This is a genomic window from Mycolicibacterium xanthum (assembly GCF_019710635.1).
In the GTDB taxonomy this organism is placed as follows: Bacteria; Actinomycetota; Actinomycetes; order Mycobacteriales; family Mycobacteriaceae; genus Mycobacterium; species Mycobacterium xanthum.
This window is the reverse complement of sequence record NZ_JAIFZS010000066.1, coordinates 1-26,281: the sequence shown is the minus strand read 5'-3', so window position 1 is coordinate 26,281 and position 26,281 is coordinate 1. Positions and strand designations below refer to the sequence as shown.

Annotated in this window: 29 protein-coding genes; 14 read left to right on the top strand and 15 right to left on the bottom strand. The window is 67.2% G+C overall.

Annotated elements, in window-relative coordinates:
* Positions 1-386: cytochrome P450 (locus JDV09_RS23130; protein WP_372453018.1), on the top strand; the 386-nt coding region annotated here is incomplete at its 5' end.
* A gap of 54 nt (positions 387-440) precedes the next feature.
* Here the strand turns inward: JDV09_RS23130 and JDV09_RS23125 are convergent.
* The 6 genes from JDV09_RS23125 to JDV09_RS23100 all read right to left on the bottom strand — a co-directional run bounded on the left by JDV09_RS23125 (position 441) and on the right by JDV09_RS23100 (position 6,953).
* Positions 441-1,652, bottom strand: coding sequence for a DUF1214 domain-containing protein (locus tag JDV09_RS23125; protein WP_221371478.1), 1,212 nt, complete (start codon positions 1,650-1,652; stop codon positions 441-443).
* Positions 1,653-1,654: 2 nt separating this feature from the next.
* Complete coding sequence (locus JDV09_RS23120; protein ID WP_221371477.1) at positions 1,655-2,428, bottom strand: sugar phosphate isomerase/epimerase family protein; 774 nt, start codon at positions 2,426-2,428, stop codon at positions 1,655-1,657.
* Positions 2,421-3,590, bottom strand: a complete 1,170-nt coding sequence (locus JDV09_RS23115; protein ID WP_221371476.1) for a sulfotransferase family protein — start codon at positions 3,588-3,590, stop codon at positions 2,421-2,423. Before JDV09_RS23115 ends, JDV09_RS23120 begins: the two co-directional genes overlap by 8 nt.
* Complete coding sequence (locus tag JDV09_RS23110) at positions 3,587-4,714, bottom strand: LLM class flavin-dependent oxidoreductase (RefSeq protein ID WP_221371475.1); 1,128 nt, start codon at positions 4,712-4,714, stop codon at positions 3,587-3,589. The genes JDV09_RS23115 and JDV09_RS23110 overlap by 4 nt, the downstream gene beginning before the upstream one ends.
* Positions 4,715-4,781: 67 nt before the next feature.
* Complete coding sequence (locus JDV09_RS23105; RefSeq protein ID WP_221371474.1) at positions 4,782-5,957, bottom strand: acyl-CoA dehydrogenase family protein; 1,176 nt, start codon at positions 5,955-5,957, stop codon at positions 4,782-4,784.
* Complete coding sequence (locus tag JDV09_RS23100) at positions 5,958-6,953, bottom strand: acyl-CoA dehydrogenase family protein (RefSeq protein ID WP_221371473.1); 996 nt, start codon at positions 6,951-6,953, stop codon at positions 5,958-5,960.
* A gap of 266 nt (positions 6,954-7,219) precedes the next feature.
* Between JDV09_RS23100 and JDV09_RS23095 the strand changes: the two genes are divergently transcribed.
* Genes JDV09_RS23095 through JDV09_RS23080 form a run of 4 tightly spaced genes read left to right on the top strand, consistent with a single transcriptional unit; the run spans position 7,220 to position 10,821 of the window.
* Positions 7,220-8,332 (top strand): amidohydrolase family protein, encoded by a 1,113-nt coding sequence (locus JDV09_RS23095; protein ID WP_221371472.1) that lies wholly within the window; start codon positions 7,220-7,222, stop codon positions 8,330-8,332.
* A 20-nt stretch (positions 8,333-8,352) separates the two neighbouring features.
* Positions 8,353-9,507: an amidohydrolase family protein gene (locus JDV09_RS23090; RefSeq protein ID WP_221371471.1), complete on the top strand. Its 1,155-nt coding sequence runs from the start codon at positions 8,353-8,355 to the stop codon at positions 9,505-9,507.
* Positions 9,508-9,509: 2 nt separating this feature from the next.
* Positions 9,510-9,899, top strand: coding sequence for a Rieske (2Fe-2S) protein (locus JDV09_RS23085; RefSeq protein WP_221371470.1), 390 nt, complete (start codon positions 9,510-9,512; stop codon positions 9,897-9,899).
* Between the two features lie 19 nt (positions 9,900-9,918).
* Positions 9,919-10,821 carry an alpha/beta fold hydrolase gene (locus tag JDV09_RS23080; protein ID WP_221371469.1) on the top strand — a complete coding sequence of 301 codons (903 nt, stop codon included), beginning with the start codon at positions 9,919-9,921 and terminating at the stop codon, positions 10,819-10,821.
* A gap of 26 nt (positions 10,822-10,847) precedes the next feature.
* On the opposite strand, the gene JDV09_RS23075 is transcribed toward JDV09_RS23080, so the two are convergent.
* Entirely contained in the window at positions 10,848-11,324 is a 477-nt protein-coding gene (locus JDV09_RS23075; RefSeq protein WP_221371468.1) for a hypothetical protein, read from the bottom strand.
* A gap of 61 nt (positions 11,325-11,385) precedes the next feature.
* Between JDV09_RS23075 and JDV09_RS23070 the strand changes: the two genes are divergently transcribed.
* The 9 genes from JDV09_RS23070 to JDV09_RS23030 all read left to right on the top strand — a co-directional run bounded on the left by JDV09_RS23070 (position 11,386) and on the right by JDV09_RS23030 (position 19,634).
* A complete protein-coding gene (locus tag JDV09_RS23070; protein ID WP_221371467.1) occupies positions 11,386-12,678 on the top strand; it encodes an NADH-ubiquinone oxidoreductase-F iron-sulfur binding region domain-containing protein in 1,293 nt (430 codons plus the stop codon).
* A gap of 8 nt (positions 12,679-12,686) precedes the next feature.
* A complete protein-coding gene (locus JDV09_RS23065; protein WP_221371481.1) occupies positions 12,687-12,980 on the top strand; it encodes a ferredoxin in 294 nt (97 codons plus the stop codon).
* A gap of 31 nt (positions 12,981-13,011) precedes the next feature.
* Positions 13,012-14,667, top strand: coding sequence for a thiolase C-terminal domain-containing protein (locus tag JDV09_RS23060; protein ID WP_221371466.1), 1,656 nt, complete (start codon positions 13,012-13,014; stop codon positions 14,665-14,667).
* A complete protein-coding gene (locus JDV09_RS23055) occupies positions 14,664-15,545 on the top strand; it encodes an alpha/beta hydrolase (RefSeq protein WP_308124214.1) in 882 nt (293 codons plus the stop codon). Before JDV09_RS23060 ends, JDV09_RS23055 begins: the two co-directional genes overlap by 4 nt.
* Complete coding sequence (locus JDV09_RS23050; RefSeq protein WP_221371465.1) at positions 15,545-16,363, top strand: NAD(P)-dependent oxidoreductase; 819 nt, start codon at positions 15,545-15,547, stop codon at positions 16,361-16,363. The genes JDV09_RS23055 and JDV09_RS23050 overlap by 1 nt, the downstream gene beginning before the upstream one ends.
* On the top strand, positions 16,360-17,166 hold the full coding sequence (locus JDV09_RS23045) for an NAD(P)-dependent oxidoreductase (RefSeq protein WP_221371464.1): 807 nt from the start codon (positions 16,360-16,362) through the stop codon (positions 17,164-17,166). Before JDV09_RS23050 ends, JDV09_RS23045 begins: the two co-directional genes overlap by 4 nt.
* Before the next feature lie 132 nt (positions 17,167-17,298).
* Entirely contained in the window at positions 17,299-18,501 is a 1,203-nt protein-coding gene (locus JDV09_RS23040; RefSeq protein ID WP_221371463.1) for a cytochrome P450, read from the top strand.
* A 124-nt stretch (positions 18,502-18,625) separates the two neighbouring features.
* Complete coding sequence (locus JDV09_RS23035) at positions 18,626-18,826, top strand: ferredoxin (protein WP_221371462.1); 201 nt, start codon at positions 18,626-18,628, stop codon at positions 18,824-18,826.
* Positions 18,827-18,839: 13 nt separating this feature from the next.
* Complete coding sequence (locus JDV09_RS23030) at positions 18,840-19,634, top strand: alpha/beta fold hydrolase (RefSeq protein WP_221371479.1); 795 nt, start codon at positions 18,840-18,842, stop codon at positions 19,632-19,634.
* A 97-nt stretch (positions 19,635-19,731) separates the two neighbouring features.
* Here JDV09_RS23030 and JDV09_RS23025 read toward each other — a convergent pair whose 3' ends face one another.
* The 8 genes from JDV09_RS23025 to JDV09_RS22990 form a co-directional block, all read right to left on the bottom strand.
* The gene (locus JDV09_RS23025) at positions 19,732-20,016 is read right to left on the bottom strand and encodes a DUF1330 domain-containing protein (RefSeq protein WP_221371461.1); all 285 of its coding nucleotides are present in this window, start codon (positions 20,014-20,016) and stop codon (positions 19,732-19,734) included.
* Between the two features lie 17 nt (positions 20,017-20,033).
* Complete coding sequence (locus JDV09_RS23020) at positions 20,034-20,225, bottom strand: ferredoxin (RefSeq protein ID WP_221371460.1); 192 nt, start codon at positions 20,223-20,225, stop codon at positions 20,034-20,036.
* On the bottom strand, positions 20,222-21,496 hold the full coding sequence (locus tag JDV09_RS23015) for a cytochrome P450 (RefSeq protein ID WP_221371459.1): 1,275 nt from the start codon (positions 21,494-21,496) through the stop codon (positions 20,222-20,224). Before JDV09_RS23015 ends, JDV09_RS23020 begins: the two co-directional genes overlap by 4 nt.
* Positions 21,497-21,687: 191 nt before the next feature.
* Positions 21,688-22,533, bottom strand: coding sequence for a TauD/TfdA dioxygenase family protein (locus JDV09_RS23010; protein WP_221371458.1), 846 nt, complete (start codon positions 22,531-22,533; stop codon positions 21,688-21,690).
* A gap of 28 nt (positions 22,534-22,561) precedes the next feature.
* Complete coding sequence (locus tag JDV09_RS23005) at positions 22,562-22,909, bottom strand: hypothetical protein (RefSeq protein WP_221371457.1); 348 nt, start codon at positions 22,907-22,909, stop codon at positions 22,562-22,564.
* Between the two features lie 4 nt (positions 22,910-22,913).
* A complete protein-coding gene (locus JDV09_RS23000) occupies positions 22,914-24,185 on the bottom strand; it encodes an aromatic ring-hydroxylating oxygenase subunit alpha (RefSeq protein ID WP_221371456.1) in 1,272 nt (423 codons plus the stop codon).
* A 45-nt stretch (positions 24,186-24,230) separates the two neighbouring features.
* Positions 24,231-24,995: an SDR family NAD(P)-dependent oxidoreductase gene (locus JDV09_RS22995; RefSeq protein ID WP_221371455.1), complete on the bottom strand. Its 765-nt coding sequence runs from the start codon at positions 24,993-24,995 to the stop codon at positions 24,231-24,233.
* The gene (locus JDV09_RS22990; RefSeq protein ID WP_221371454.1) at positions 24,988-26,028 is read right to left on the bottom strand and encodes a ferredoxin--NADP reductase; all 1,041 of its coding nucleotides are present in this window, start codon (positions 26,026-26,028) and stop codon (positions 24,988-24,990) included. The genes JDV09_RS22995 and JDV09_RS22990 overlap by 8 nt, the downstream gene beginning before the upstream one ends.
* Between the last annotated feature and the right edge of the window lie 253 nt (positions 26,029-26,281).

The window sequence follows — 26,281 nt, the reverse complement described above, 5'->3', positions numbered from 1 at the left end:
TGTCCTGGGCGATGGCCAACCGCGACCCGTCGGTGTTCGACGAGCCGAACAAGGTCGTCATGGACCGTAAGGGCAACCGCCACTTCAGCTTCGGCATCGGGGTGCACCGCTGCGTGGGCTCCAACGTGGCGCGCACCGTGTTCAAGTCGATGCTCACCGCGGTGCTCGACCGGATGCCCGATTACGTGTGCGACCCGGAGGGCACCGTGCACTACGACAGCATCGGCGTCATCCAGGGCATGCGTCACCTGCCGGCGACGTTCACCCCGGGCAAGCCGCTGGGGCCGGGCCTGGACGAGACGATCGCCAAGCTGCAGCGCATCTGCGACGAGCAGGAGCTGGCCCGGCCGATCACCGAGCGCAAGCAAGCCGCCGTCATCCCCTAGCTGTGATTTCGGTGTAGTTCGTCACGCTGCGCGTGACGAACTACACCGAAACGCTCAGAGCGCGGCATAGCGCTGACGAATCCCGTTGAACCGCTGCCACATCTGGGCGACCCGCTGCTGCGGCGTGACCCGCACGGTGTCGGCGGGCAGCTCGGCGGCCAGGTCGGCGTACCTCACCAGCCGGGTGCGCAGCACCGCGGGCTGCCCGTCGAGCATGTGCCGGTAGGTGACGTTGCCGATCTCGAAGCCCTGGGTGTCCATCCAGTTGTGACAGCCGGGATCCCGGTGGGCCAGGATGATGCGCACCACGCCGTCGGAGTCGACCGCGGTACGGCTGGGCGTGTAGCTGACCGGGCGGTAACGAAAGTCCATGCTGTTGAAGAACACCCCCATGTTCGTCAACATCCACAGGCCGTCGTGCGCATCGAACTCGATGACGAGCGCCTCGTCGCGCGCCAGCCGCCAGTGCATGTTCACCGCCGCCCGGCCGCGTTTGGCGTCCTCGTCGGTGGAACCGGCGGCCGGGAAGCAGTTCGGCCGGGTGGCGTCGACTCCCCCGTGGCTGAACGGATACTCCGGCCAGTCGTGCATCAACCCGGTGACGAAGTCGCCGGCCCACGCGATCGCCCCGGTCAGCTGTGCCACGGTGGGCAGCGGCTGCGGTGAATCCATGTCCACCCGCTCGATCCGCAGCCGTGCGGGCCGCTCGTCCCAGGAGTCGAACCCCTGCCGGATGAACACCTTGCGCGACTCGGCGGTGGTGGGCAGCCAGTTCGGACCGCATCGGGCCCCACCGACACGGACCTCGAACGTCCCGTCCTCGTCCACCGCGAGCTGGTGGCCGGCCAGGTTGACCTCGGGCACGTCGCCGAAGGGCTCGTGCAGCACGCCCGGGCCGTCCCGCCGTGCGCCCTGCACCGTGATGTTCAGAAACCGGGCGGTGCCCCGCTCGCCGACGATGCGGTAGGTCGAGCGACCGTCGATCCACGCCTGCTGATAGGTGAAGTCGGCACAGTCCCCGCCCAGCTTGCGAGTGGGTCCGCAGAAGGCGTGCAGACTCGGGTAGCGGGTATCCCTGGTCTCCAGCGCCAGGTCGAACGCCTGGCCGAGATTCTGGGTCAGGAACCGCAGGGCGTCGACCCGGTGCGCGGCCGAGGTCGGGTTGAGGTCCTTGAACGCCTGTTCGCCCGCCGATTTGAGCGTGTCGCAGAACGCCGACCAGGCGCGGTTCAATGCGGCGTCGTCGGCACCATCCCCCAACGCCATCGCTAGCGGCCCGCGTCGATCCGGGCCAACATCGCCGACACCGACTCGCAGGCACGGCGGGCGGCGGCCAGCCGTCCCTCCCGCTCGATCCGCGGTCCGATCAGCTCGAGATCGACCCCGTGACGGTATCCGCCGCCGATCACCTGACCGAGCACCGTTTCGACCGGAACCGCGCCGTCACCGGGCACGGCGCGGGCGGGCAGCGCGCGATCGCCCAGGACGTAGTCGCTGAGTTGGATCAGCTCGAGGCGCGGCATGGCGCGTTGAAGCAGAGCGGTTAGGTGCGCTTCGGTCCAGCAGTGGAACAGGTCCACGCAGATGCCCAGGCCGGCCATATCGGCCAGCTCGATGGTGTCGGCCAGCGAGTGCGCGATGTGCAGGTCGGCGTACAGGCCCGAGGCGTTCTCGATCGCCAGGGCGACGCCGGCCTGCGTCGCCTCGGCCAGGCAGGGGCCCACGGCGTCGCAGAACCGGTCTGCCGCCTCCTCCCAGGACGACGCGCCCCGGCCACCGGTCAACATGTAGACCACCCGGGCACCCACCCCCGCCGCGGCCTCGATCGCCCGCCGCAGGCCGTCCGTAGAGTCGAACAGGTGGTAGACGGACTCGACCGAATACCCCTCGGCGTCGACGACTTTCGCCAGCTGCGGGTCACCGAGCTGGGTGTCGATCAGGCTCAGCCGCGACACCCCTAGGTCCCGCCACGTCCGGCGCATCTCGTCGAGCGTCGCCCCGAGGAACGTCACGCTGTGCACCGACAGACGCGGGTCAGTCACGCGACTCGATCTCCACGCCGAATCGCTGCCGGAACGGCGCGAACTCCTCGTGCAGGGCGCCGAGGTCCTCGCCAATGTCGGTGAGCAGCGTCGTCGAGTAGCGGAACTTGCCGTGCCGGTCACCCTTGTTGGCGGCCAGGTAGTCATCCATCGCCGTCGCGGCCGCGACACCGAGGTCGCGGCCGCAGAACCGGTAGTAGCGGCGCACGGTACCGATCGGGTCGGCCACGAAGTCGGTGTAGCGGACGTGCAGGATGCGCGGATCGTGCACCAGCGGCTCGGACATCGTGTTGACGATGCTGGCGCGGGTGAGGTCGAGGTGCATCTTGGCGGCCGCGTGCAGGTCGACCGGCCCGACGATGCCCTCCAGGATGTCGGCCATCATCATGGTGCGCGACGCGGCGACCTGGACGGGATCGCGGTGCAGCCACACCAGCGTCGCGTCGGGGTATGCGGCGAACATCTCGGCCAGCCGAAAACCGTGGAACCCCTTGAGCACCCAGTACTTGCGCGGACGCCGATACTGGAACTGCTGCAGCATCACCTGGTGGATGCGGTACTGCGCGGCGGCATCGGTGGGTAGGCCGCCGACCACCGTCTGCATGGGTACCCGCCACCACGCCGTCGGCGTCAACACCCGGAAGTCGAAGGCCCAGGTGCGCTCGTCCTCGGGCAGTCCGTCGCCGAGCATGTCGTTGTAGGGGTGGCTGTGCAGCCATTTCGGCATCTTGGCGTTGATCTCGCGCCAGTCCGCATCGGCCCGCGCGCGCCGCGGGTCGTCGGGACCGGTGGTGCCCGGTGGCGGTGACGGGTACATGACCTCCCAGAACCGCAGCGCGCGCGCATCCGGGTCCACCGACATCAGCGCATGCATCAGCGTGGTGCCCGAACGGGGTTCACCGGTGACGAACATCGGCGCCTCGATCACTTCGTCGGCTACCGGGTAGCGGTGGCGATCGGCGAAGAACTCCAGGCGGCTGGTCAGCAGCCCGTGGCAGACGGCCTCGGCCCGGCGGCAGCCGTCCTCGTCCATCCCGAGGCTGTTGAGGTGGTCGACGACGAGGCCGAACCGCTGCGCCAGGGTCGGGTCCCCGTAGTCGGACAGCCCGGTCTCGGTCTCGGCGCGCGCGAGCATCTCATCGGCGCGCAACCGCACGGTCATTGCGCCGCCCCGCACAGGGCCATCAGTTCGTCCTCGGCGATGCGGACGTTCTCGGCCGAGGCGGCGGCGTAGTCGAGTCCCGCCATGGCGCCGTAGTCCAGGATCTTCGGCACCCGCAGCCCGGCGTCGACGTAGTCGGCGATGATGCGCGCCACCTGTTTCGGGGTGCCGTGCGGGACGACGGCCAGGACCATCTCGGGTTCGACGCGGTCGAGGAACTCGATGATCCGCTCCCGGGTCAGGACGGCCGGGTCGATGTCGTGGAAGCCGCGCCAGTCGGGGCCCATCGGATGCTCGAAACCGAAGCCGGCCAACAGCTCCGCGGAGACCTGCAGCAGGAAGGATTTCACCAGCGCAGCGTCGAGGATCTGCGCCAGAGCGGCGTCGTCGCGGCCCATCACACAAACCTGGATGAAGCACGGCGTGATCGCCATCGGGTCGCGGCCGGCCCGCTCGGCGGAGGCCCGCACCCGGGACAGCTTTGCGGCGTAGTCCTCGGGGGTCCACGCCCCGGCGGGCCACCATCCGTCGGCGTAGCGGCCGGCGATCTCCAGCGAACGGGGGCCGCTGGCGCCGATCCAGATCGGCGGGAAGCGTCCGTCGTAGGGCTCGGTGTCGAGCCGGGCGTGGTGCAGCCGGTAGAACCGTCCGTCGAAGTCGACCGGCCCGTCGCTGTCCCACAGCAGCCGGATGACCTTCAGGGCCTCCTCGAATCGGCTGACCGGCCTGGTGAAGTCGAACCCGTACGGCTCGATGTTCTCGCTCTCGCCGCTGCCCAGGCCGAGGATGAACCGGCCTTTTGCCAGGTGGTCGATCGTCAGCGCGCTCTGCGCCAGCGAGGCCGGATGGCGCCGGACGGTGTCGACCACGCTGGTCGCCAGCGGCACGTTCTCGGTCAGCACGGCGGCCGCGGCGGCGACGGCCATCCCGTCGAGGTGACGGTGCGGGGACGGCGAGGCCAGCGCCAGGTCGGTGAACTCCGGCGTCCAGATCGAGTCCGGCCAGAAGCTGACCATGTGGTCGGGAAGCCAGATCGAGTGGTAGCGACCGCTGTCGAGTCGCTCGAGCGCGGCGAGATCCAGTGGCAGCGTGGTCCGCAGGAACGCGGCCGGCTGCACCTTCACTCGCCCGTCCTCTCTGTGATTTCGGTGCAGTCTGTCACGCTGCGCGTGACGAACTACACCGAAATCACTAGCGCCGCGGCAGGCCGAGCACCTGCTGGGCGATGATGTTGCGCTGGATCTCCGAGGTTCCGCCGGCGATGGTGCCGCCGAAGCTGCGGGCGTAGCGCTCGAACCAGCTGGCGAAGTAGTCGTCGAGATTCATGTGCTCGTAGGGCCCCGAAGTCGACGGGTGCACGAGCCCATCGGGCCCGGCAGCCTCCAGTGCAAGCCCCAGGACGCGCTGCTCCGCCTCCCCCCCGAGGAGTTTCGGGATCGACACCGACGCCACGTCGACCTCGCCTCGGGCCGCCTTGGCGATCCCGACCGATCCGAGCAGGCGCAGCGCCTCGTAATCCATGATGCTGGTCGCCAGCGCATCGCGCTCCAGGGGGCTCTTCGGCCTGAAGTCGGCGAGGCAGTTGGCGATTCGGTCGGCGAACCCCAGCCACATCATCGTCCGCTCGTGCCCGAGCGAGCCGTTGGCGACCCCCCACCCACCGTTGACCGGGCCGACGAGGTTCTCGGCGGGCACCCGAACGTCGGTGAAGAAGACCTCGTTGAAGTCGAGGTTCTCCATGCCGCACAGGTCGGCGAACGGGCGGCACACCACGCCCTCGAGTTCGGTCGGGATCAACAGCACGCTGATGCCCTTGTGTTTGGGGGCATCCGGGTCTGTCCGTACGAACGTCAGCAGGAAGTCGGCGTCGTGGGCGCCCGATGTCCACACCTTCTGACCGTTGACTACGAAGTGGTCGTCCTCTCGGACGGCCTTGGTACGCAACGACGCGAGGTCCGAGCCGGCGCTGGGCTCGCTCATGCCCAGCGCCGCGGTGCGCTCGCCCTTGAGTACCGGCACCGCCCACCGGTGCTTCTGCTCGTCGCTGCCGAACGTCAGCAGCGAGGCGGCGATGATGTTGACGCCCTGGGGGTTGAAGCTGTGGTAGATGCGGCGCCGGCACAGCTCCTCGGCGTGCACGAAGGTCTGCAGCACCGTGGCGTTGCGGCCACCGAACTCGGGCGGCTGGGCGGGCAGCAGCCAGCCGTTGTCGAACAGTTTGCGCTGCCAGTCGCGTGCCCACTGCGGCATGTGCGCAGTCGAGCGCGGCCGCTCGAGGGTTTCGGCCGCAGAAGGTGTGTGCTCGTCGAGGAATGCGGAGAACTCGGCGCGGAACTCCTCGACGTCGGAGTCGAAAGCCAGCTGCATCTAGAGATCCCTCCCGTATTCCTCCGCGATCAACGCGCGGTGCTCCGCGGCACCGCCCAACATCAGCTCGCCGGCCTTGGCCCGCTTCAGCGCGAACTGCAGATCGTTCTCCCAGGTGAAGCCCATCGCGCCGAACAGCTGAATTCCGTGCCGGAACACCAGCGACTGGCACTCACCGGCGGAGGCCTTCGCCATCGCGGCCGCCAGACGTCGGCGGGGGTCGTCCGCGGCGATGGTCAGCGCGGCGAAGTAGGACAGGGCGCGGGCACGTTCGATCGCGACGAACATGTCGGTGGCCTTGTGCTGGACCGCCTGGAACGTGCCGATCACCACCCCGAACTGCTGGCGGCTCCTGGCATGCTCGAGAACCAGGTCGAGGATGCGCTGGCACGCGCCGACCATCGTGATCGCCATCCCCATCAGCGCGATGTGATGAGCGCGCTCGGTGTCGACGGTCAGCCGCTCGGAGTCGGCGACGTGCACGCCGGGGAAGGACACCTCCGCGACGTGCAGCACGGGGTCGAACGCGTCGACCCGCCGCGACGCGACCTGATCGGCGTTCACCAGGAACACGCCCGCGGGGGTGACCACGGCGAGCCGCTCGGCGCGATCTCCGTCCAGTACAAATCGGTCGGTCCCGGTGAGCACCCAGCCCTCGGCGTCGCGAATGGCCGAAACACCCGAGAGCACCGCCGCCCCCGCCGACTGCGGGTCGAACCGGTCGCCGACCAGCGGCGCGTACTGACTCAACGTGGCCAGGAACGGGGTCGGGTCGGTGGCCCGGCCGAGCTCCTCGAGCACGATCGCCAGCTCCACGGCGTTCTCGGGGTCGGTCAGCTCGGTCCAGCCCGCCTCGAGGTAGCCGTTCCACAGTGGCGTCGGATCGACGCCGTTCTCGGCGATGCCACGGATCAACGACGGCGGGCACTGTTTGGACACCGCGTCGCGCACGGTTTCCTGCCACAGCCGCTGATCAGCATCGAATTCCAACAGCATTCAACGCCTCCGGACTCGGTTACGGTTCGACGAGAATATCATTCTCCTTAGTAGGCGTAACGGTTCTCCTCAGGCGGCCATGCGATTCCGCGGGCCTGTCTCGGCCGCAGGTCGCTGACCTGCGCAGAAGTAAGCGGATCGCTTGGAGAACATAATTCTTGCCATCGAAGAACAACGATCTACACTGGGGCCATGTCCGGTGTCGACGCCTGCTGCCGTGAGCGCTCGCGTCGGCCAGTCCGCCGGACGATTCTGAGAGGACTCTCGTGATCGAGATCGACGACGGCGCCCAGACGGTCAAGACTCCCCTGATCGACGCCAGCGTGCATATCTTCTTCGGCTCGAACAAGGACCTACGCGCCAACTTCCTGCGCGAACCGTTCTCCAGCCGGGGCTTTCCCGACTACGAGATGGACTGGTACGGCGCGCCGGGCGGGGAGTACGCCAAGGGCACCAGGGGGCCCAACAAGGAGTATCCGGGATCGGACGTCGACATCGTCGCCAAACACCTGTTCACCGACCGCGGTGTGGACGTCGCGGTGCTGCACCCGATGACCCGGGGGATCATGCCCGACCGGCATCTCGGTACCGCGCTGGCGGCCGCACACAATGAGATGATGGTGTCGCGCTGGCTGGAACATCCCGAGTTCGGCGAACGCTTCCGCGGCACGATCCGGGTCAATCCCGACGACATCGCCGGTTCGCTCCGCGAGATCGCCAAGTACAAGGACCACCCAGGTGTGGTGCAACTCGGGATTCCGCTGCAGTCGCGCGAACTGTACGGGAAGCCGCAATTCTGGCCGCTTTGGGAGGCGGCCGTCGACGCCGGGCTTCCCGTCGCGGTGCACATCGAGGTCGGCAACGGAATCATGCACTCCCCCACACCATCCGGATCGACGAGAACCTACGAGCAGTACCTCGGGTTCATGGCGACGAACTACCTCTACCACCTGATGAACATGATCGCCGAGGGCGTGTTCGAAAAGTTCGACGGCCTCAAGATGGTCTGGGCCGATGGCGCGGCCGACCTGCTCACACCGTTCATCTGGCGGATGGACTGCTTCGGCCGTCCGCACCTGGAGCAGACGCCCTGGGCACCGAAGATGCCCAGCGACTATCTGCCCGGCCATACCTACTTCGTCCAGGGCAGCCTGGACGGTCCGGGAGATGTGGACTTCGCCGGCGAATGGCTGGATTTCACCGGCAAGGACGACATGACGATGTTCGGATCCAGCTACCCGCACTGGGACATGGCCGAACCGGCGCTGCCCAGCGCATACAGTGCCGAACAGCGCGACAAGATCCTCTGGCGCAATGCCGCGCAGTTGTACGGCATCGATGTTTCCCGAGACATACCCGCCGGCCTGGTCGCACAGTAGGAAGTCGAAGGAGGCTCCCGATGACGGTTACCACGAACAGCCCGACAACGAACAGGGCCACACCCGCCGAGCGTGTTCCGGTGCGCTGCGTGGATTCCGACGTTCATCCCATGCCCCGGCGCGGCGAGCTGGTGGAGTACATCCCCGAGCCGTGGCGCACCGAGTACTTCCTGAGCCACCGCCGCGGTGAGGGGATCTACTACGACGCGCCGGACTACGCCCACTCCTACGCCATGCGGGTCGACACGTTCCCGCCGGACGGAGAGTTCGCCTGCAGCGACCCGGATCTGGCGCTCAAGCAGCTGATCATGGAGGCCGGGTCCGACATCGCGATCCTGGAGCCCACCCACGCCGAGTGCCGGGTCCCCGAAGCCACCCACGCGTTCTGCGTGGCCACCAACCTGTGGCTGGCCAACCACTGGCTCGACCCGCACAACAACTGGCATGAGCGCTGGCGCGGATCGATCTGTGTGGCCATCGAGGACCCACAGGGTGCGGTCGAGGAGATCGAGAAGTGGGCCGATCACCCCTTCATGTCACAGATCCTGATCAAGGCCGAGCCCAAGCCGTCGTGGGGCCACCCGATGTACGACCCGATCTGGGCCGCGGCCACCAAGCACGACATCACGGTGAGCTGCCACCTGTCCCGCGGCTACTACGAGACGCTGCCGTTCCCGCCGGTCGGGCTGCCCAGCTACAACCACGACTTCATGGTCACCTACTCGCTGCTGGCGACCAATCAGATCATGAGCCTGATCTTCGACGGGGTCTTCGACCGGTTCCCCACGCTGCGGATCGTGTTCGTCGAGCATGCGTTCACCTGGATCCTGCCGCTGATGTGGCGGATGGACGCGATCTACGAGGCCCGCAAGAAGTGGATGGACATCAAGCGCAAGCCCAGTGAGTACGTCAAGGAACACATCAAGTTCACCACCCAGCCGCTGGACTACCCCGAGGACAAGACCGAGCTCATGCGGGCCTTCGAGTGGATGGAGTGCGACAAGATCCTGCTCTTCTCCTCGGACTACCCGCACTGGACCTTCGACGACCCGCGCTGGTTGGTGAAACACCTGCCCGAGCACGCACGGGAGAACGTCATGTTCCGCAACGGGATCAAGACCTACCGTCTGCCCGAGACGGTTCCGGCCCTCGAGGGCCAGGTAAGGGTGTTCTGACCTTGACCGAACAGAAGCCGCCCCGGCTCGCGCAGGGGCGCGAGCACATCGTCGCCACCGTCGACGAGATCCCCCCGGGAAAACACAAGTTGGTGCCCATCGGCCGCCACGGCGTCGGCGTCTACAACGTCAACGGCACGTTCTACGCGATCGCGAACTACTGCCCACACGAAGGCGGTCCGCTGTGCTCCGGCCGCCCGAGAGGCCGAAACATCGTCGACGAGAACGTTCCCGGCGATGCGGTGATGGTGCGCGACCTGGAGTACATCTTCTGCCCCTGGCATCAGTGGGGCTTCGAGCTGGCCACCGGCACCACCGCGGTCAAACCCGAGTGGAGCATCCGCACCTACCCGGTGCGGGTCGTCGGCAACGACGTCCTCGTCCAGGCCTGAAAGGTACGAAAGACACAACATGCCGACGACTACTACCACCGCACTGGCGCGGGGCGAATCCGTCATCGAGATCAACGGCGGCAATGTCGTCTACGAAATCCTCGGCGAGCAGGGCGAATTCATCGTCCTGACGCCGGGAGGACGGTTCAGCAAGGACATCCCCGGCCTGCGTCCGCTGGCCGAGGAACTCGTCAAGGGCGGCTATCGGGTGCTGTTGTGGGACCGGCCGAACTGCGGCAAGTCCGACGTGCAGTTCTACGGCCAGAGCGAATCCCATATGCGGGCCGAAACACTGCGGCAACTGATCACCGGACTCGACATCGGTCCGTGCATCCTCGCCGGCGGTTCCGGCGGCGCCCGGGATTCGATGCTGACCTGCATGCTCTACCCGGAGTTGGTCCGCAAGTTGGTGGTGTGGAACATCGTCGGCGGGGTGTACGGCTCGTTCGTCCTGGGCTCCTTCTACATCGTGCCGAGCATTCTGGCTGTGCGGGGTGCCGGCATGAAGGCGGTCGCCAAGATGGCCGAGTGGCGGGAGCGCATCGACGAGAACCCGGCCAACGAGGCCCGCTTCCTGTCTCAGGACCCGGATGAGTTCCTCAAGCTGATGCTGCGATGGCTCAACGCGTTCGTGCCCAAACCGGGCCAGACCATTCCGGGTGTCGAGGACGAGATGTTCGACAACATCCAGGTCCCCACCCTGATCATCCGTGGCGGCGAGAACGATCCCGATCATCCCAAACGCACCTCGTTGGAGATCAGCTGCCTGATCAAGGGTTCGACGCTGATCGATCCGCCGTGGCCCGAGGATGCCTGGGAACGCGCCGGCGAGGACCGGGCGTCGGGAAAAGTCAAGCGCTTCAACATGTTCGACACCTGGGTCCAGGCTGCGCCGGCGATCCTCGACTTCCTGGGCCGCTGATGACCGCGGATCCGGCGTCAGTTCGCTCACTCTTCGGTGACGATGCGGACCTCGCAGTTGGTCGAGGCCTCCAGCGCGGTGTGGATCCGGCTCTCCGGGATCCGCAGCAGATCAGCCCTGCGCAGGGTGACCGTGATGATGTCCCAGCCGTCGCCGGTCGGCGTGCGTTCGATCACGCCGGTCAGGCCGAACCCGGCGAGCACCCCGTGGGCGTCGTCGTCGGTCCCGTGGCTGACGAACGTCAGCACCCCGATGACGGGTTCGGTCGGAAACGCCTTGGCACACCACTTTGCAGCGACGCGCTGCAGCTCCTGTGGGTCACTGCCCGTCATCAGGATCTCGACCTCACGACGTTTGGCGGGCAGCCCGGCCAGGTTGCTGTCGATCACCTCGGCGCCCACCCCGCCGGCCAGCCGAGCCAATTCGGTCATCCCGCAGGCCAATTGATCGGCCGTCAACAAGCCCGCGGGATCGACGCCGATCCGCACCACCGCCGTTCGCATGCAAGGAAGGGTAGCCGGGCATGCATCCGGATCGCATAGTCCGCCCGCGCAGGAGGTATCGATGAGCACGGCGATGAATGCCGAACTGACCGTCGCCACGTGGCCCGGCCTGACGCCGCGGCTGTTGCGTCCGGCCGACTCGGTCGAGTCCGAGACCGACTACCGCGCCGCCGGCGGATACGGCCAGTTGTCCGATCCCGGGGCACTGCTGGAGGAGATCGGGCAGGCCGGCGTGCTCGGGCGCGGCGGTGCAGCCTTCCCGATGGCGGTGAAGCTCGACACGGTGCGCGCGGCGGCCCTGCGGGGACGTGACACCGTCCTGCTCGCCAATGGTGAGGAAGGCGAGCCGGCGTCGGTCAAGGACCGCTGGCTGCTGCGTCACCGCCCGCACCTGGTGCTCGACGGCCTGCGGCTGGCGGCCCAGATCGTCGGGGCCCGGCATACCCATGTGTACGTGTCGGATGAGCGCGCCGCGCAGACGGTGCGGTCCGCACTCGACGGGCTATCCGCCGATGCGCTCGACGGAGTCACCGTTGGCGTGCGCACGGTGGAGCCGGGATACGTCGCCGGCGAGGAGACCGCCGCGGTGCGCGCCATCAACGGCGGGCCCGCCAAGCCGACCGACAAGCCGCCACGACCGTTCGAGCAGGGTGTCGGCGGCCTGCCCACCCTGGTCAGCAATGTCGAGACGCTGGCGAACCTGCCGTATGTGCACCAGCACGGCGCCCAGGCCTACCGCGGCGTGGGCACCGAAGAGTCGCCGGGTACCTTCCTGGCGACGCTGACCGGCGGGGGCCGCGCCGCGGGACTCTACGAGCTTCCCTTCGGCGTTTCGGCGGCCGAGCTGATGACATTGCACGGCATCGCCGCCGGGCAGGTACGCGGCGCATTGCTCGGTGGCTACTTCGCCGGACTGCTCGACGAACGCATCCTCGACGCCACGCTGGACCACGAAACGCTGCGCGGACTCGGTAGCGGCCTGGGCTGCGGCGCGGTCTCGGTGCTGACCGACGAGTGCCCGGTGGCGGTTGCGGCGTCGGTGCTGGAGTACTTCGACCGGGAGAACGCCGGACAGTGCGGCTCCTGCTTCAACGGCACCGCGGCGATGGCCGCCGCCGCGGTGGCGCTGCGCGACGGCGTGGCCGGCGCCGACGACGTGGACCGGCTGCGCCGCTGGTCGGTGGTGCTGCGCGGCCGTGGGGCATGCGCCACGCTGGACGCCGCCACCAACATCGCCGCCAGCCTGCTGTCGACATTCACCGATGACGTGGCACGACATCTCGATTCGTCGTGCCCGACCTGCGGCTCCGCCGCGTTCAGCGCACCCCGGCCCTTCCAGGTGGAGGCACTATGACCGACAGAATGCGCGTCAAGCTGGACCGGACCCTGTGCGACGGTTTCGGGATATGCGCCAAGCACGCGCCCGAGTACTTCCCGCTCGACGACTGGGGCTATGCGGTGCTGGCCGGCAACGGCGAGATTCCCGAGGCCGATCACGACGCCGTCCAGCGAGCCTTGATGGACTGCCCGGTGCACGCCATCATGGAGCTGGGTGAGCGCCGACCGGACGACGCACCGCCGCCGGAGTTGAACGAGCCCGACCTCGAGGGCCTCAAGACAGATTCGAACGAAGCCGAATGGGGTTTCACCCGATGAGAATTGGCGACACGACGGCCGGAGAACTGCGATGAGCCGTCTTCCGCTGCCCCTGTTGACCTTCGACAACGAGTTCTTCTGGACCTCGGGAGCCGACGGGATCCTTCGCATCCAGGGCTGCGAAGACTGCAAGGCGCTCATCCACCCGCCGCAGCCGGTATGCCGCTACTGCCACGGCCACAACCTGGAGCCCCGTGAGGTTTCCGGACGGGCGGTGCTGTCGGCGTTCACGGTCAACCACCGGTTCGCCATCCCGGGGCTGAGCCCGCCGTACGTGGTGGCCCAGGTGGCCATCGAAGAGGACCCGCGGGTTCGGCTGACCACCAACATCATCGACTGCGACCCCGACGAGCTCGAGATCGGCCGCGTCGTCGAGGTGGCGTTCGAGCACAACGAGGACGTCTGGCTGCCGTTGTTCCGGCCGACCGCCGAGCCGGAGACGGCGCCACTGCCCGAAGACGAGATCGCACCAGCCGACTTCGGAAAGTTCGTCAGGCCGATGCTGACCGCCGACAAGTTCGAGGACGCCGCCGCCATCACCGGGATCGGCGCGTCGAAGCTCGGACGGCGCCTGATGGTCGCGCCGCTGTCGCTGACCGTCGAGGCGTGTGAGGCGGCGATTGCCGACGCCGGTCTGACCCTGGCCGACATCGACGGCCTGTCGACGTATCCGGCGATCGATGCGATGGGCATGGGCGAGGGCGGCGTGACCGCGCTCGAGGGCGCGCTCGGGATCCGGCCGACGTGGTTCAACGGCGGTATGGACACCTTCGGCCCGGGCGGGTCGGTGATCGCGGCCGTGATGGCCGTCGCCACCGGAATGGCCAGGCACGTGTTGTGCTTCCGCACGCTGTGGGAGGCGACGTTCGGCCAGCTGATGAAGGAGGGCCGGGTGGCGCCGGCCGGTGGGCCGCGGGTCAACAACTGGCAGGCACCGTTCGGGGCCACCTCTGCGGCGCATACGCTGGCACTGAACGCGCAGCGGCATTTTCATCGCTACGGCACCACCCGCGAGACGCTCGGCTGGATCGCGCTGAACCAGCGGGCCAACGCCGCACTGAACCCGACCGCGATCTACCGCGACCCGATGACGATGGACGACTATCTCGGCGCCCGGATGATCACGACACCGTTCGGCCTCTACGACTGTGACGTGCCGTGCGACGGCGCGGTCGCGGTGGTCGTCTCGGCTGCCGACGTCGCCAAGGACCTGCCCAAGCCGCCGGTGTTCTTCGAGGCGGTCGGCACCCAGATCATCGAGCGCACCGACTGGGACCAGTCCACGCTGACCCACGAGCCGCAGGTCCTGGGCCAGGCCGCCCACCTGTGGACACGGACGTCGCTGCGCCCGGCCGACGTCGATGTCGCCGAGCTCTACGACGGCTTCACCTTCAACTGCCTGTCCTGGCTGGAGGCGTTGGGATTCTGCGGAATCGGCGAGGCCAAGGACTTCCTCGACGGCGGCAAGGCCATCGCCCGCGATGGTGTGATCCCGCTGAACACGCACGGCGGCCAGCTCTCCCACGGCCGCACCCACGGCATGGGGCTGATCCAGGAGGCGGTGACCCAGCTGCGGGGCGAGGCGGGCGAGCGCCAGGTCACCGACGCCCGGGTGGCTGTCGTCAGCAGCGGCGGGCTGACACCGAGCGGCGTGCTGCTGCTGCGAACCGGAGATCAACCGGCGTGAGTGTGCCTGCCCCACGTCCGCGCGTCGTCGTCGTCGACGGCGTGCCGATGTCGGCCCTGGTCGCACAGGTGCCGGATCCGCGGGCGGTGATCGTCGCAGTGCACGGCGGGGCCACGTCGTCGGCGTACTTCGACTGCCCCGGCCACCCCGAGCTTTCACTGCTGCGCACCGCGGCGGCACACGGCATAACCGCCATCGCGCTGGACCGTCCGGGTTACGGCACGTCCGCCGTGTACGCCGGTGAGTTCGCCGACGCCGGTCGCCGCGTCGGCGCCGCACTGGACGCGGTGGACAAGATCCTGGCCGGGGGTGACCGCGGCGCCGGGCTGCTCGTGCTCGGCCACTCCGCGGGATGCGAGCTGGCGCTGCGGATGGCGATCACGGCACCCGACGTGATCGGCGCCGAACTGGCCGGCACCGGCCTGCGCTACAGCGCAGCAGCCAAATCGATCGTCGGCGAGGCGACCATCACCTCGCGCCCCGCCGGTCTACGGGATCTGCTGTGGCAGCCCACGGAGCTCTATCCCGACGAGGTGCTCACCGGAGCGCTCTCGGCACCCGGGGTGGCCTACGAGGCCGAAGTCACCGCGAACTGGGCTCCCCGCGATTTTCCGCACATCGCCGCGCAGGTGCGTGTTCCGGTGCAGTTCAGCGTCGCCGAGCACGAACGGGTGTGGGAGTCGACCCCGCAGGAGCTGGCGTCGATCGCCGCGATGTTCACCGGATCTCCGAGTGTGCGGGTGAACGAGGTGGCCGACGGCGGCCACAATCTGAGCGTCGGCCTGTCGGCGGGTGCATACCACCGCACGGTGCTGTCGTTCGTCGAGGAGTGCGCCGCAGCCGGCGCGCACGGAACTACTGAGATGGAGGCGAGTTGATGCGCGTCGGATTCATCGGACTGGGCAGCCAGGGCGGTCCCATGGCCCGCAGGATCGCCCTGGGCGGTTTCGAGACCACCCTGTGGGCCCGCAGGCAGGCCAGCCTGGAACCGTACGCCGACACCCCCGCCAGGACGGCATCCACACCGGCCGAGCTCGCAGCGGCAAGTGACCTGGTGTGCCTGTGCGTGGTCGGGGACGACGACGTGCGCGAGGTACTCGACGGCGAGACCGGCGTCCTGGCCGGGCTCGAGAAGGGCGGGATCGTCGCAATCCACAGCACGGTGCATCCCGATACCTGCCGCGAGATCGCCGACAAGGCTGCGCTGCAGGGTGTCTCGGTCATCGACGCGCCGGTCAGCGGCGGTGCGCCCGCCGTCGAGGAAGGCACGCTGCTGGTCATGGCCGGCGGCGACGAGGACGTCGTCGAGCGGTGCCGTCCGGTGTTCGCGACCTATGCCGACCCGATCGTGCACCTCGGCCCGCTGGGCAGCGGCCAGAGCGCCAAGATCCTCAACAATCTGCTGTTCAGCGCCAACCTGGGCAGCGCGGTCAGCGCCCTCGAGCTGGGCGAGGCGCTGGGCATCGCCCGCGACAAGCTCATCGAGGTGCTCAACCGCGGTTCGGCAACCAGCAAGGCGGTGGGCAGCATCTCGATGTTCGGCGGCACGCTGGAGGGCCTGGCGCCGATCGCCGGGGCGTTGCTGCAGAAGGACGTCCGGCACGCGGCCAGCCTGGCAGCGGCCGCGTCGGCTCCGGAAGGCGCGGTGTTCACCGCTGCAGACGCCGCGCTGGAAGCCATGGAGCACAAGCGATGAGCCGGGTCGGATTCGTCGGGGCCGGCCGCATGGGCGCCCCCATGGTGCGCCGTCTCGCCGAGGCCGGCCAAGACGTTCGGGTGCTCGGGCGCTCCACCGAGAAGCGGGATGCCATCACCGAATTGGGTGGGCAACCGGTCGCCGATCTGGCCGAGGTCGCCGACGGCGCCGAGGTCGTCGCGGTGTGCGTGTTAACCGACGAGCAGGTCCGCGAGATCTGCATCGACGGGGGCCTGTTGGACGCGATGTCGCCGGGATCGGTGCTCGTCGTGCACACCACCGGAAGCCCGCGCACCGTCGAGGCGCTGGCCGGCCACCGGCCCGCGGTACGGGTCATCGACGCACCGGTCAGCGGCGGCCCGCACGACATCGCGGCCGGGCACATCACCCTTTTCGTCGGTGGCGACGACGCGGCCGTCGAGCAGGCTCGCCCGGTGCTGGCCGGCTACGGGGACCCGATTCTGCACGTCGGCCGGCTCGGCGCCGGCCAGTGGGTGAAGCTGATCAACAACACGCTCTTCGCGGCGCAGCTCGGCATGCTGCGCGAGGCCGCGGCGTTCGGCGCCCGGGTCGGGGTCGACGAAGCGGGGCTGCTGGGCGCCATCAAGCACGGCAGTGCCGCGAGCCGGGTCGCCGAGATCGTCGGGATGCGCGGATCGGTTCAGGCGTTCGTCGATTCGGTGGGTGAGTTCATCGGCAAGGACGTCGCGGTGGTTCGCACGATCGCCGCCGAGAACGGCAGCGACCTGGGGCTGCTGGAGCCTCTGCTCGACACCGTCGTGCCGGTGGAGTCCGAGCGCTGAGGGACCCGGACGCAGTTCAGGCGGGTGGTCACGCGAATCCGTCAATGCTGGATCGCGGCGACTGTTAGCGTTACAGTTAGATCGACTACCGTAACGCTTCCGGCCCGCAGCCTGCCGCGAAGGAGGAAATTCATGACCGCTCCCAAGGTCACGTTCAACCCCGTCTCGCAGGAGTTCTTCGACAACCCCTACGAGATCTACCAGCGGATGCGCGATGAACAGCCGCTGTACTACGACGAGGTCGAGGACTTCGTGGCCCTGACCCGGCACGCCGATGTGGCGGCGGGGTTCAAGGACCATGAGGCCTTTTCGTCGGCGCGGGGATGCGACCTGGGGATGGTGCGCTCGGGTGAGACGCCGCAGAAGTCGATCATCTTCATGGATCCACCGGATCACCGGCACATGCGCAGCCTGCTGAACAAGGCGTTCACGCCGCGGGCAATCCAGGCGCAGCGCGACACCGTGGTGGAACTCGTCCAGCACTATCTGGGCCAGGCCGACCCGGACAACTTCGACGTCGTTCAGGACTTCTCCGGGCCGTTCCCGGTCGAGGTGATCACCCGGATGGCGGGCGTGCCCGAGGAGTTCCGCCAAAAGGTCCGCGAGTGGATCGACACCAGCCTGCACCGTGAGCCGGGTCAGATCGACTGGAGCGAAGAGAACCAGCAGGCCAACATCAACTCGGCGATGTATTACTTCGGCCTGGTCGAGGAACGCCGGAAGAACCCGCAGGACGACATGATCAGCCGGCTGATCGCCGCGGAGATCCCCGACGACGACGGCAACCTGCGCAAGCTCGACGATATCGAGATCACCGGGTTCGCAACGTTGCTGGGCGGCGCGGGCGCCGAGACGGTGACCAAGCTCATCGGCAGCGCTGTCGTGGTGTTCGCCCAGCATCCCGAGCAGTGGCAGATGCTGCTCGACGATCGCAGCAAGATCCCGGATGCGGTCGAGGAACTGCTCCGCTATGTCGGCCCGGTGCAGTACAACGTGCGCTACAGCCTGAAGGAAGTCGAGGTGCCCAGCGGCGTCGTGCCCGCGCACAAGCCGGTCTTCCTGATGGGTGCGGCTGCCAATCGGGATCCCCGCGCGTTCACCGACGCCGAGACGTTCGACATCACCCGCGACCGGGCACAGTCACAGAACCTCGGCCTCGGCTACGGCATCCACAGCTGCCTGGGTGCGGCGCTGGCCCGCATGGAGAGCGCCATCGCACTGGATCACCTTCTCGACTTCATGCCACGCTACGAGGTCGAGTTCGACGGCCTGCAACGGGTCCACATGCAGAATGTGGCGGGCTATCACCACGTGCCGGTGAAGGTGCTGCGATGAGCGCTCGCGCGAAGAGCGGACGATACCGATGAGCGCTTGCGTGAAGAGCCGAGAATACCGATGAGCGCTCGCGCCGCGACGAGCCCTCGGGTGAGGAGCCGTCGATGAAGAGCGGAGGATACCGATGAGCCAGAAGATCGTCGTGGATTTCGTGCTGTGCGAGAGCAACGGGATCTGCATGGGCATCATCCCCGAGGTCTTCGACCTCGATGAGCAGGATTACCTGCACGTGTTGCAGGAGGAGGTCACCCCGGAGAACGAGCACCAGGTCAGGGAGGCCGTCCGTCAGTGCCCGAGGCAGGCGATCTCGATCGTCGAGAGCTGACACTGCGATCGTGATGCGATTCGTCCTCGTGCACGGCGGCTTTCATGCCGCATGGTGCTGGGAACGAACCATCGCCGAGTTACAGGCACTGGGCCACGAAGCGGTGGCCGTCGACCTTCCCGGACACGGTGTGCTGCTCGAGCAGGAATCCACCCTGGCCAACCGGCGCGACACCATCGTCGCGGCGATGGAGGCGGGCGGTGGCCGAAGACGAAAATGCGTGCTGGTCGGGCACTCCGGCGGTGGATTCGATGCGACGCTGGCAGCCGGCGCCCGACCGGACCTGGTCGATCACATCGTCTACCTGGCGGCGGCGCTGCCCCGGGAGGGCCGCACCTATCCCGAGGCGATGGCGATGCGGGACTCCGAGGACGGCCCGGTCGAACTCGATGAGGGATTCGACGGCGATGTCGGAGAGATGTTGAGCTACTTGCACTTCGACGAGCACGGCGCGATGACCTTCGCCGACTTCGACGGCGCGTGGAAGTACTTTTACCACGACTGCGACGAGCAGACCGCGCGGTGGGCGTTCGATCGGCTCGGCCCGGAACGCTTCGGGGACACCACCGTCACGCCGGTGTCGGTGCCCGGGTTCTGGGAGGCCGACCTCCCCCGAAGTTTCATCGTGTGCGAGCAGGACCGGTCGATGCCGCGCTGGCTGGCCGACACCGTCGCCCGCCGGCTCGGCGTCGAGCAGTTGCCCATCGATGCGTCACACTCGCCGTTCCTGTCCCGGCCCCGCGAGCTCGCCCAACTGCTGGTGCATGCCACCACGACCACCCCCGTTGCCGCGCTGCAGCCGCACTGACCCCGGCACCGCGAGCGCACGTCCACACGCCGCCACGCCGCGTCGGCCGACAGATCGGGCGCACCCACCGGCGGCGAGTGCGCTCGATTCGCTCCGGTCACATGCCGGAGAGGATCACCGCGTTGCTGTCGGCGGCGGCCTGCCGCAGTTTGACGGCCGCCTGGTAGGCGTCGGAGTTGTACCACTCGCGGGCGGCCTCGACAGACTCGAACTCCAGCAGCACGGTCTGGGTGCCGTGCCACTCGCCCTCGATCGTCTCCGGTTTGGTCTCGAACGACAGCAACGTGGCTCCGGCCATCGCCTTGCCGGCCAGCTTGGCGTACTCGACCATACCGGCCGGGTCCTTCACATCCTCGGTGATGACGATGTATCCCTTGGGCACTCGAATCTCTCCTGTTCTCAGTCGATCTCGCTGATCGCTCGTTCGGGGCAGTTCTGAATCGCTTCGCGGGCGGCATCCTCCAGCTCGGCTGGAACCTCCCCTGGATCGGCGATGGCCCATCCGTCTTCGCCCATCTCGAAAACCTCGGGACACAGCGTCAGGCACATCCCGTGACCGGCGCAGCGATTTTCGTCGACGGTGACTCTCATGCGAGGTCGAATTCGAGGTACAGCTCGGTAAGACCCCGCAGGATATAAGTCGGGATGTACTTGTAGTGGCGGTTCCCGGCCGGCCCGTGCTTGCTTTCGGAGATCCGGATGTCGGTGGTGCGGTCGAGCAGTCGTTCGAGGCCGACGCGGGTCTCGGCGCGTGCGAGCGGCGCACCGGGGCAGCTGTGGATGCCGCGGCCGAATGCCAGGTGCTGACGGGCGTTCCTGCGTTCTGCATCGAAGCTGTCGGGATTCTCGAAGCGACGCGGGTCGCGGTTGGCGGCCCCGTTGACGACCATCACGGTGGTGCCGGCGCCCACGGACTGATCACCGATCGTGGTCGGCACCCGGGACAGCCGGAAGTCGCCCTTGACCGGGCTCTCGATGCGCAGGCACTCCTCGACGAAGTTGGGCAGCAGGCTGCGGTCGGCGCGAACCTTCGCCTGGACGTCGGGCTGCTCACCCAGCACCTTGAGGGCTGTGCTCAGCAGCCGCACCGTGGTCTCCTGGCCGGCCGAGAAGACGTTGGTGGCCACCCGGACCACATCGCCGACGTCGGGAACGGTTCCATCCGGGAACGTTGCGTTGGCCAAGCCGGTGAGGACGTCGTCGCGGGGTTCGGCGCGACGATCCTCGACGTACGTCGCGAACACCTCGTACAGATATTCCAGCGGGGTCATGTTCATGGCTTTGTCGGCGTTGCCGAGGCCGCTGCCGTGGGTACCGCGGGCAAGTCGCTCGATCAGCTCAGCGCGGTCCTGTTCCGGAACTCCGAGCAGGTCGGCGATGACGCGAAGGGTGAACGGCGCGGCGAAGCCCTCGATGAACTCCCCCGAGTCCGAGGCAAGGTAGTCGTCGAGAACGTCATCGGCCAGCGTCCACATCGCGTCCTCGTTCTCCTTGAGGCGCTTGGGCGTGATCAACCGCATCAGAAGGGCGCGGTGATTCGTGTGGGTCGGCGGATCGAGCGTGGGTAGTTGGTCGCTGAAAGGGATCTCGTCACGGTGCTCGATGATCGTCTGGGTGACGTCGTCACCTTCCAGGGGTACCGGGAAGCCCGGGAAGGGTCCGGTGACCGAGATGCACGACGAGAAGGTGTCGGGGTCGTTGTAGACGTCGACCGCCTCCTGCCATCCGGTGACCATCGTGACCCCGTAGTGCTCCTCGCGACTCACCGGGCATTTGTCGCGAAGCGCCGCATAGAAGGTGTAGGGATCTTCCGTCAGCCGACTGTCCCGGAAGAAATCGACCTTCGTCAGGTCTTCCGTCATGCTCGCTCCGTCCAACGATCTTCTCGGAATGAGAACGCTGTTCTCATTCTTGCGTATCAGGTTTTCATACCGGCCTCGCTCCGTCAACGAGGCGGCCTCTCGTCGTGCTGTTCGGGCTGGATACCAAGGACATTCACCGCAATGGCGAGCATCTGGTAGCCGCCGACGGCGGCATGACCCGGGTCGGTCATCTACCGGATCGGTTCATCGCCGAGCACCGTGGTCCGCAGCATTTCCCGCGGCGAGTCGGGGGCGTACGGCGCTGCACGGTGCAGCACTCCGTTGTTGTCCCAGATGACGGTGTCACCGACCGACCAGCGGTGGCTGTAGACCAACTCAGGTCGGGTCGCCCGCTCCAGTAACTCCTCGAGCAGCGCCCTGCCCTCGTCGAGATCCATGCCGACGACGTGGTCCGCAGATGCCCCGAGCACGAGGGATCGACGGCCACTGCGGTGGGCCCACACCAGCGGGTGCTCGTGGCTCGGACGGGCCCGCCAGCGCGCCAGTTCCTCGGGCGACGGGTCGGGGTTGACTCGGCGCTGTGACGCCTCCAGCGAGTGCACGACCCGCAGCGACCCGAACCGCTGCTTCTCCTCGTCGCTGAATGCCTCGCAGGCGGCATAGGAGTTGGCGAATTCGGTCTCACCCCCCCGCGCGGCCACCTGCTTCGCCGACAGCACGGTGGCCTTCTGCGGGCACTCGTCGTTCAGGGGCGTGCAGCCGTCGATATGCCAGTCGAAGGTGGCCCGCAGGTATGCCGCCGACGAGTTCTTCGACTTGTCGAGGGTCACCGGATAGATGCCGGCGACCGGGTGATGCCCGTCGGAGGAGTGGTCGACCTCGCCGAGCCGCCGGCAGAACGCGACCTGCGCTCTAGGATCCAGATGCAGGTTGGGGAACACCAGAACGCCGTTTGTTTCCAATGCGTCGAGCACCGCGGCGCCCAGCGCCTCATCGCCGGCCAGTCGTTCGGGATCGACGCCGAGCACCTCGGCGCCGACTGAACCGGTCAACTTGTTCAGCGTCAGCACACTCATCGTTGGTCCTCTCTGACCGAGGGGCGGTTCACGGCACCGGTGCGCTTACCCGGTCGATGACGGCATCGGCGGAGTCGGTGGGTTTCTGGGCGCCGAAGACCTCGACGGCCATCGACACCATGATCATCGAATAGACCAGGTGCAGCAGGTTGAGCACGTCCTCCGGGACATCGTCGAGGGGGAATTTGTCGCAGTAGTCGATCGCCTCCTCGAACCGGGGCGAGAACGCATCGTAGAACTCGTGGATCTCCGGCATCGGGGTGGCAAGCCGCATCTCCCAACGCTCCGGCTCGGTGGGCAGGCACCACTTCTCGGTGAACGGTTCGAATTCGGCGAACGGGCCGGGTAGCCGTTTCGACATTGTCGTTTTGGACATCGCGTCACACCCCCACCGGACGGCGCTCGGCCTTGTATTCCTCGACCCAGTCGACCGCCACCTTGTGCAGGTGGCGCACCAGGATCTCCTGGTCGTTGAGCGGATAGTCGTCGACTATCGGCCCGTCCAGGCCGTACTCCAACGCCGCCTGTGTGCCGCCGAGCATGCCCGCGTCCTGCAGCGCAAACTCCTTGAGCACCACCGACGCGACCTCGTGCTCGATTCGTTCACGCACGGTGCGCGCCGGGTGAAACGCGTTGTAGGCCTCGAACTTATGGGTGTTGTGCGATGTCGGCCAGTATCGGTAGAGCAGGTACCACCCGTGGTAGATCAGGATCTCCAGGTTCGGGAAGATCTGGAAGTTGGTGATGCCCCACGGCTCGATGCCGCCCGGATTCAGGCCGGCCGACTGGTGCGTCTCCGGAGTCCGCCAAGGCCCCACCAGCCCACTGCGGGTGGCGCGCTCGACCGGATACATGTACTCCGGCGCGAGCAACCACCTCCGGGTGCCCGCTGTGGAGACCAGGCGGTGCGGTCCGTCGATCTGGAAGTGCCCGCATTCGAAGGTCGCATTGGGCTGGCGGACCTCGCTGGGCACCTGCTGCGAGTGCAGCGACGGCACGTGGTAGTACTCCTGGAAGGCGTCGGCGAAGATCTTCCAGTTGCTGTTGTTGTCCGCGACGAAGTCGTAGCGCTCCGTCATCGCGCCGAACGGATAGTCGTCCAGCGCGGTGATCATCGGACCGAGGAACTCGCGCAGGGTCTGCCGCGGCTCGGGATCGAGGTTGATGAAGATGAAGCCGTTCCAGACGTCGCAGTGCACGGGCGCCAGGCCGTACTTGCCGGTGTCGAGGTCGAAGAACTCGTCGGGTTGCTGCACGAACGTCAACTCGCCGTCGAGCCCGTATCGCCAGCCGTGGTACTTGCAGGTGAATTGGCGACAGGTGCCCTTGACCTCTTCGTTCGGATAATCGTTCCACACCAGCTTGTTTCCGCGGTGCCGGCAGATGTTGTGAAAGGCCCGGATGCCGTCGTCCCTGCCTCTGACGACGATCACCGAGGTTCCGGCAGCGGCGATCTCCTTGGTCAGGTAGCTGCCGACGCGCGGAATCTCTTCGACTCGAGCGACGTTCAGCCAGGCGCGCTTGAAGATCGCCTCGCGCTCGAGCTCGTAGAACTCAGGTGAGGTCGAGTCCCGGAACGAGACCGGCCCGGTGCCGAGTTCGGGATAGTGTTCGGTCCAGCTGCCCTCCGCGGGCTTAGGCCACCGACCCATGCGAACCTCCCTGTCGTGGTTGATTTTCCGAAATGCTGCGGGTCATCACATCACCGAGCCGCCGTTGACACCCAGCACCTGGCCGGTGATGAACCGGGCCTGCTCCGAGCACAGGAACCCGACGGCGGCGGCGATGTCCTCCCCGGTCCCGAGATGGCCGATGGGGATGCTCGCGGCCATCTGCTCGTTGGGCGGTAGATGGCCGGCGGCCTGGGACTGATGCTGCATGGGTGTCTCGATGCCCGACGGCGGGATGTTGTTGACCGTGATGCCTGCGGCCCCGAATTCGCGCGCAAGCGATTTCGTCAGTGAGATCACCCCACCTTTGGAAGCGGCATAATGCGCCATGCCCGGGGATCCGCGCTGGGCACTCGACGAGGAAATCATGACGATTCGTCCCCACCCGGCATCGAGCATGTCGGGCAGCGCCGCCTGGGCGCAGTGGAACGTCCCGTTGAGGTTCACGTCCACGAGTCGTTGCCAGCACTGCGGTGAGATATCCATGAACGGCGTGAAATCCACCAGACCGGCGCTGGTCACCAAGATGTGAACCGGACCGAGCTCGGATCGAAGCTTGGCAAAAGCTTCATCGACGGCGGCACGGTCGGTGACGTCGGCGGCGACCCCGAGGGCCGCCACCCCCTCTCCGCGCAGTTCTTCGGCGACCCGCTGCGCCCCGTCGCCGTTGAGGTCGAGCACGGCGACCTTGTGGCCTCTCCTGCCGAGTTCGTGGCATGTCGACTCACCCATTCCGGAGGCCCCACCGGTGACGACCGCTACCCGCGGCGGCCCTACCGCGACGCTACTCATACACCACACGAACCTTTCGACTGGTGGGCAGCGACTGACATGTCAGCACCCAGCCTTCCGCCACCTCGTCCTCCTCCAGTGCGTCGTTGTTCAGCATTCGGGCGCTGCCCTCGACCACCCGCGCCATACATGTTCCGCACGAACCGGTTTCGCAGGACGACGGCGCCTTCAGCCCAGCCATCCGAGCGGTCTGCAGCAGCGTCTCACCCCGACGGTATGCCGTTTCGGTCACCGTGCGATCGAGTTCGATCACGATTTCTTCGCAGATCGCAGCATCCTCAGTGACCTGCGCACTGGGGGCCGCCACCTTGAACCGTTCGAGATGCATTTGGCCGGGCGGAACGCCCGCGGCGCAGAGGGTGGACTCGACGGTCTCCATGAACGGGCCCGGCCCGCATATGTAGCAGTCGGCGTCGCCGGCGCGGGCGATCGCGTCAACGAAGGACTTGATGGCCACCGGCGTGACCACTCCCCCGTCCTCGTCGTAATGGTTTTCGACGACGAGGCGGTCGGGATTGAGTTCGGCCAGGTGCGCCAGCGCCTCGGAGAAGATCACGGAATCCCGGGCCCGGTTGGCGTAGAACAATCTGACGCGCCGATCAGATCCGGCCAGAACGGTCCGTATCAGCGACATGATCGGTGTGATGCCACTGCCGCCCGCGAAGGCGACCAGCTCGCCGGTCTCCGAAAGTCCCTCGCGCAGGAAGAATCTTCCTTCGGGCGGGGCCGCTTGCAGTTCCACGCCGGCCACTGCGGTGTCGTTGATCCAGTTCGACACCACTCCGCCCGGGTCGCGTTTTACGGTGATCCGCAACTCGTCCTCGACCGGCGCAGACGACATGGAGTAGCACCGCCGCAGGTCCTGCCCGTCTACATCGACCCGCAGCGTGAGGTATTGGCCGGCCTCGTAGCGGTAGCGGCGCGAACACTCCTCCGGCACGTCGAGCACCAGCGACACCGCATCAGAGGTTTCGTGAACCACCCGCTTGATGCGCAATGGGGCGAACGCGTCCGTGGTGCTGTCGTCGGCCATCACGGGGAACTATATCAAGTACTTGTCATTATCCTCAAGTACTTGTCACACTGTTGCTGACCACCCGCCCGATCAGGTGTCCACGTCCTGAAATCGCCGCGGGGGTCTGAGCCCCGAATCGTGACCCAAAAATTGTCGGTGGTGGCTGTGATGATGGGGTTATGTCTTCGTCCACGGTCTCCGGGGTGGTGGGGTTGGGTCCTGTCGACCGGCTGGACGCGTTGTTCGACGAGTTGTCGCAGCTGGCGGGTCA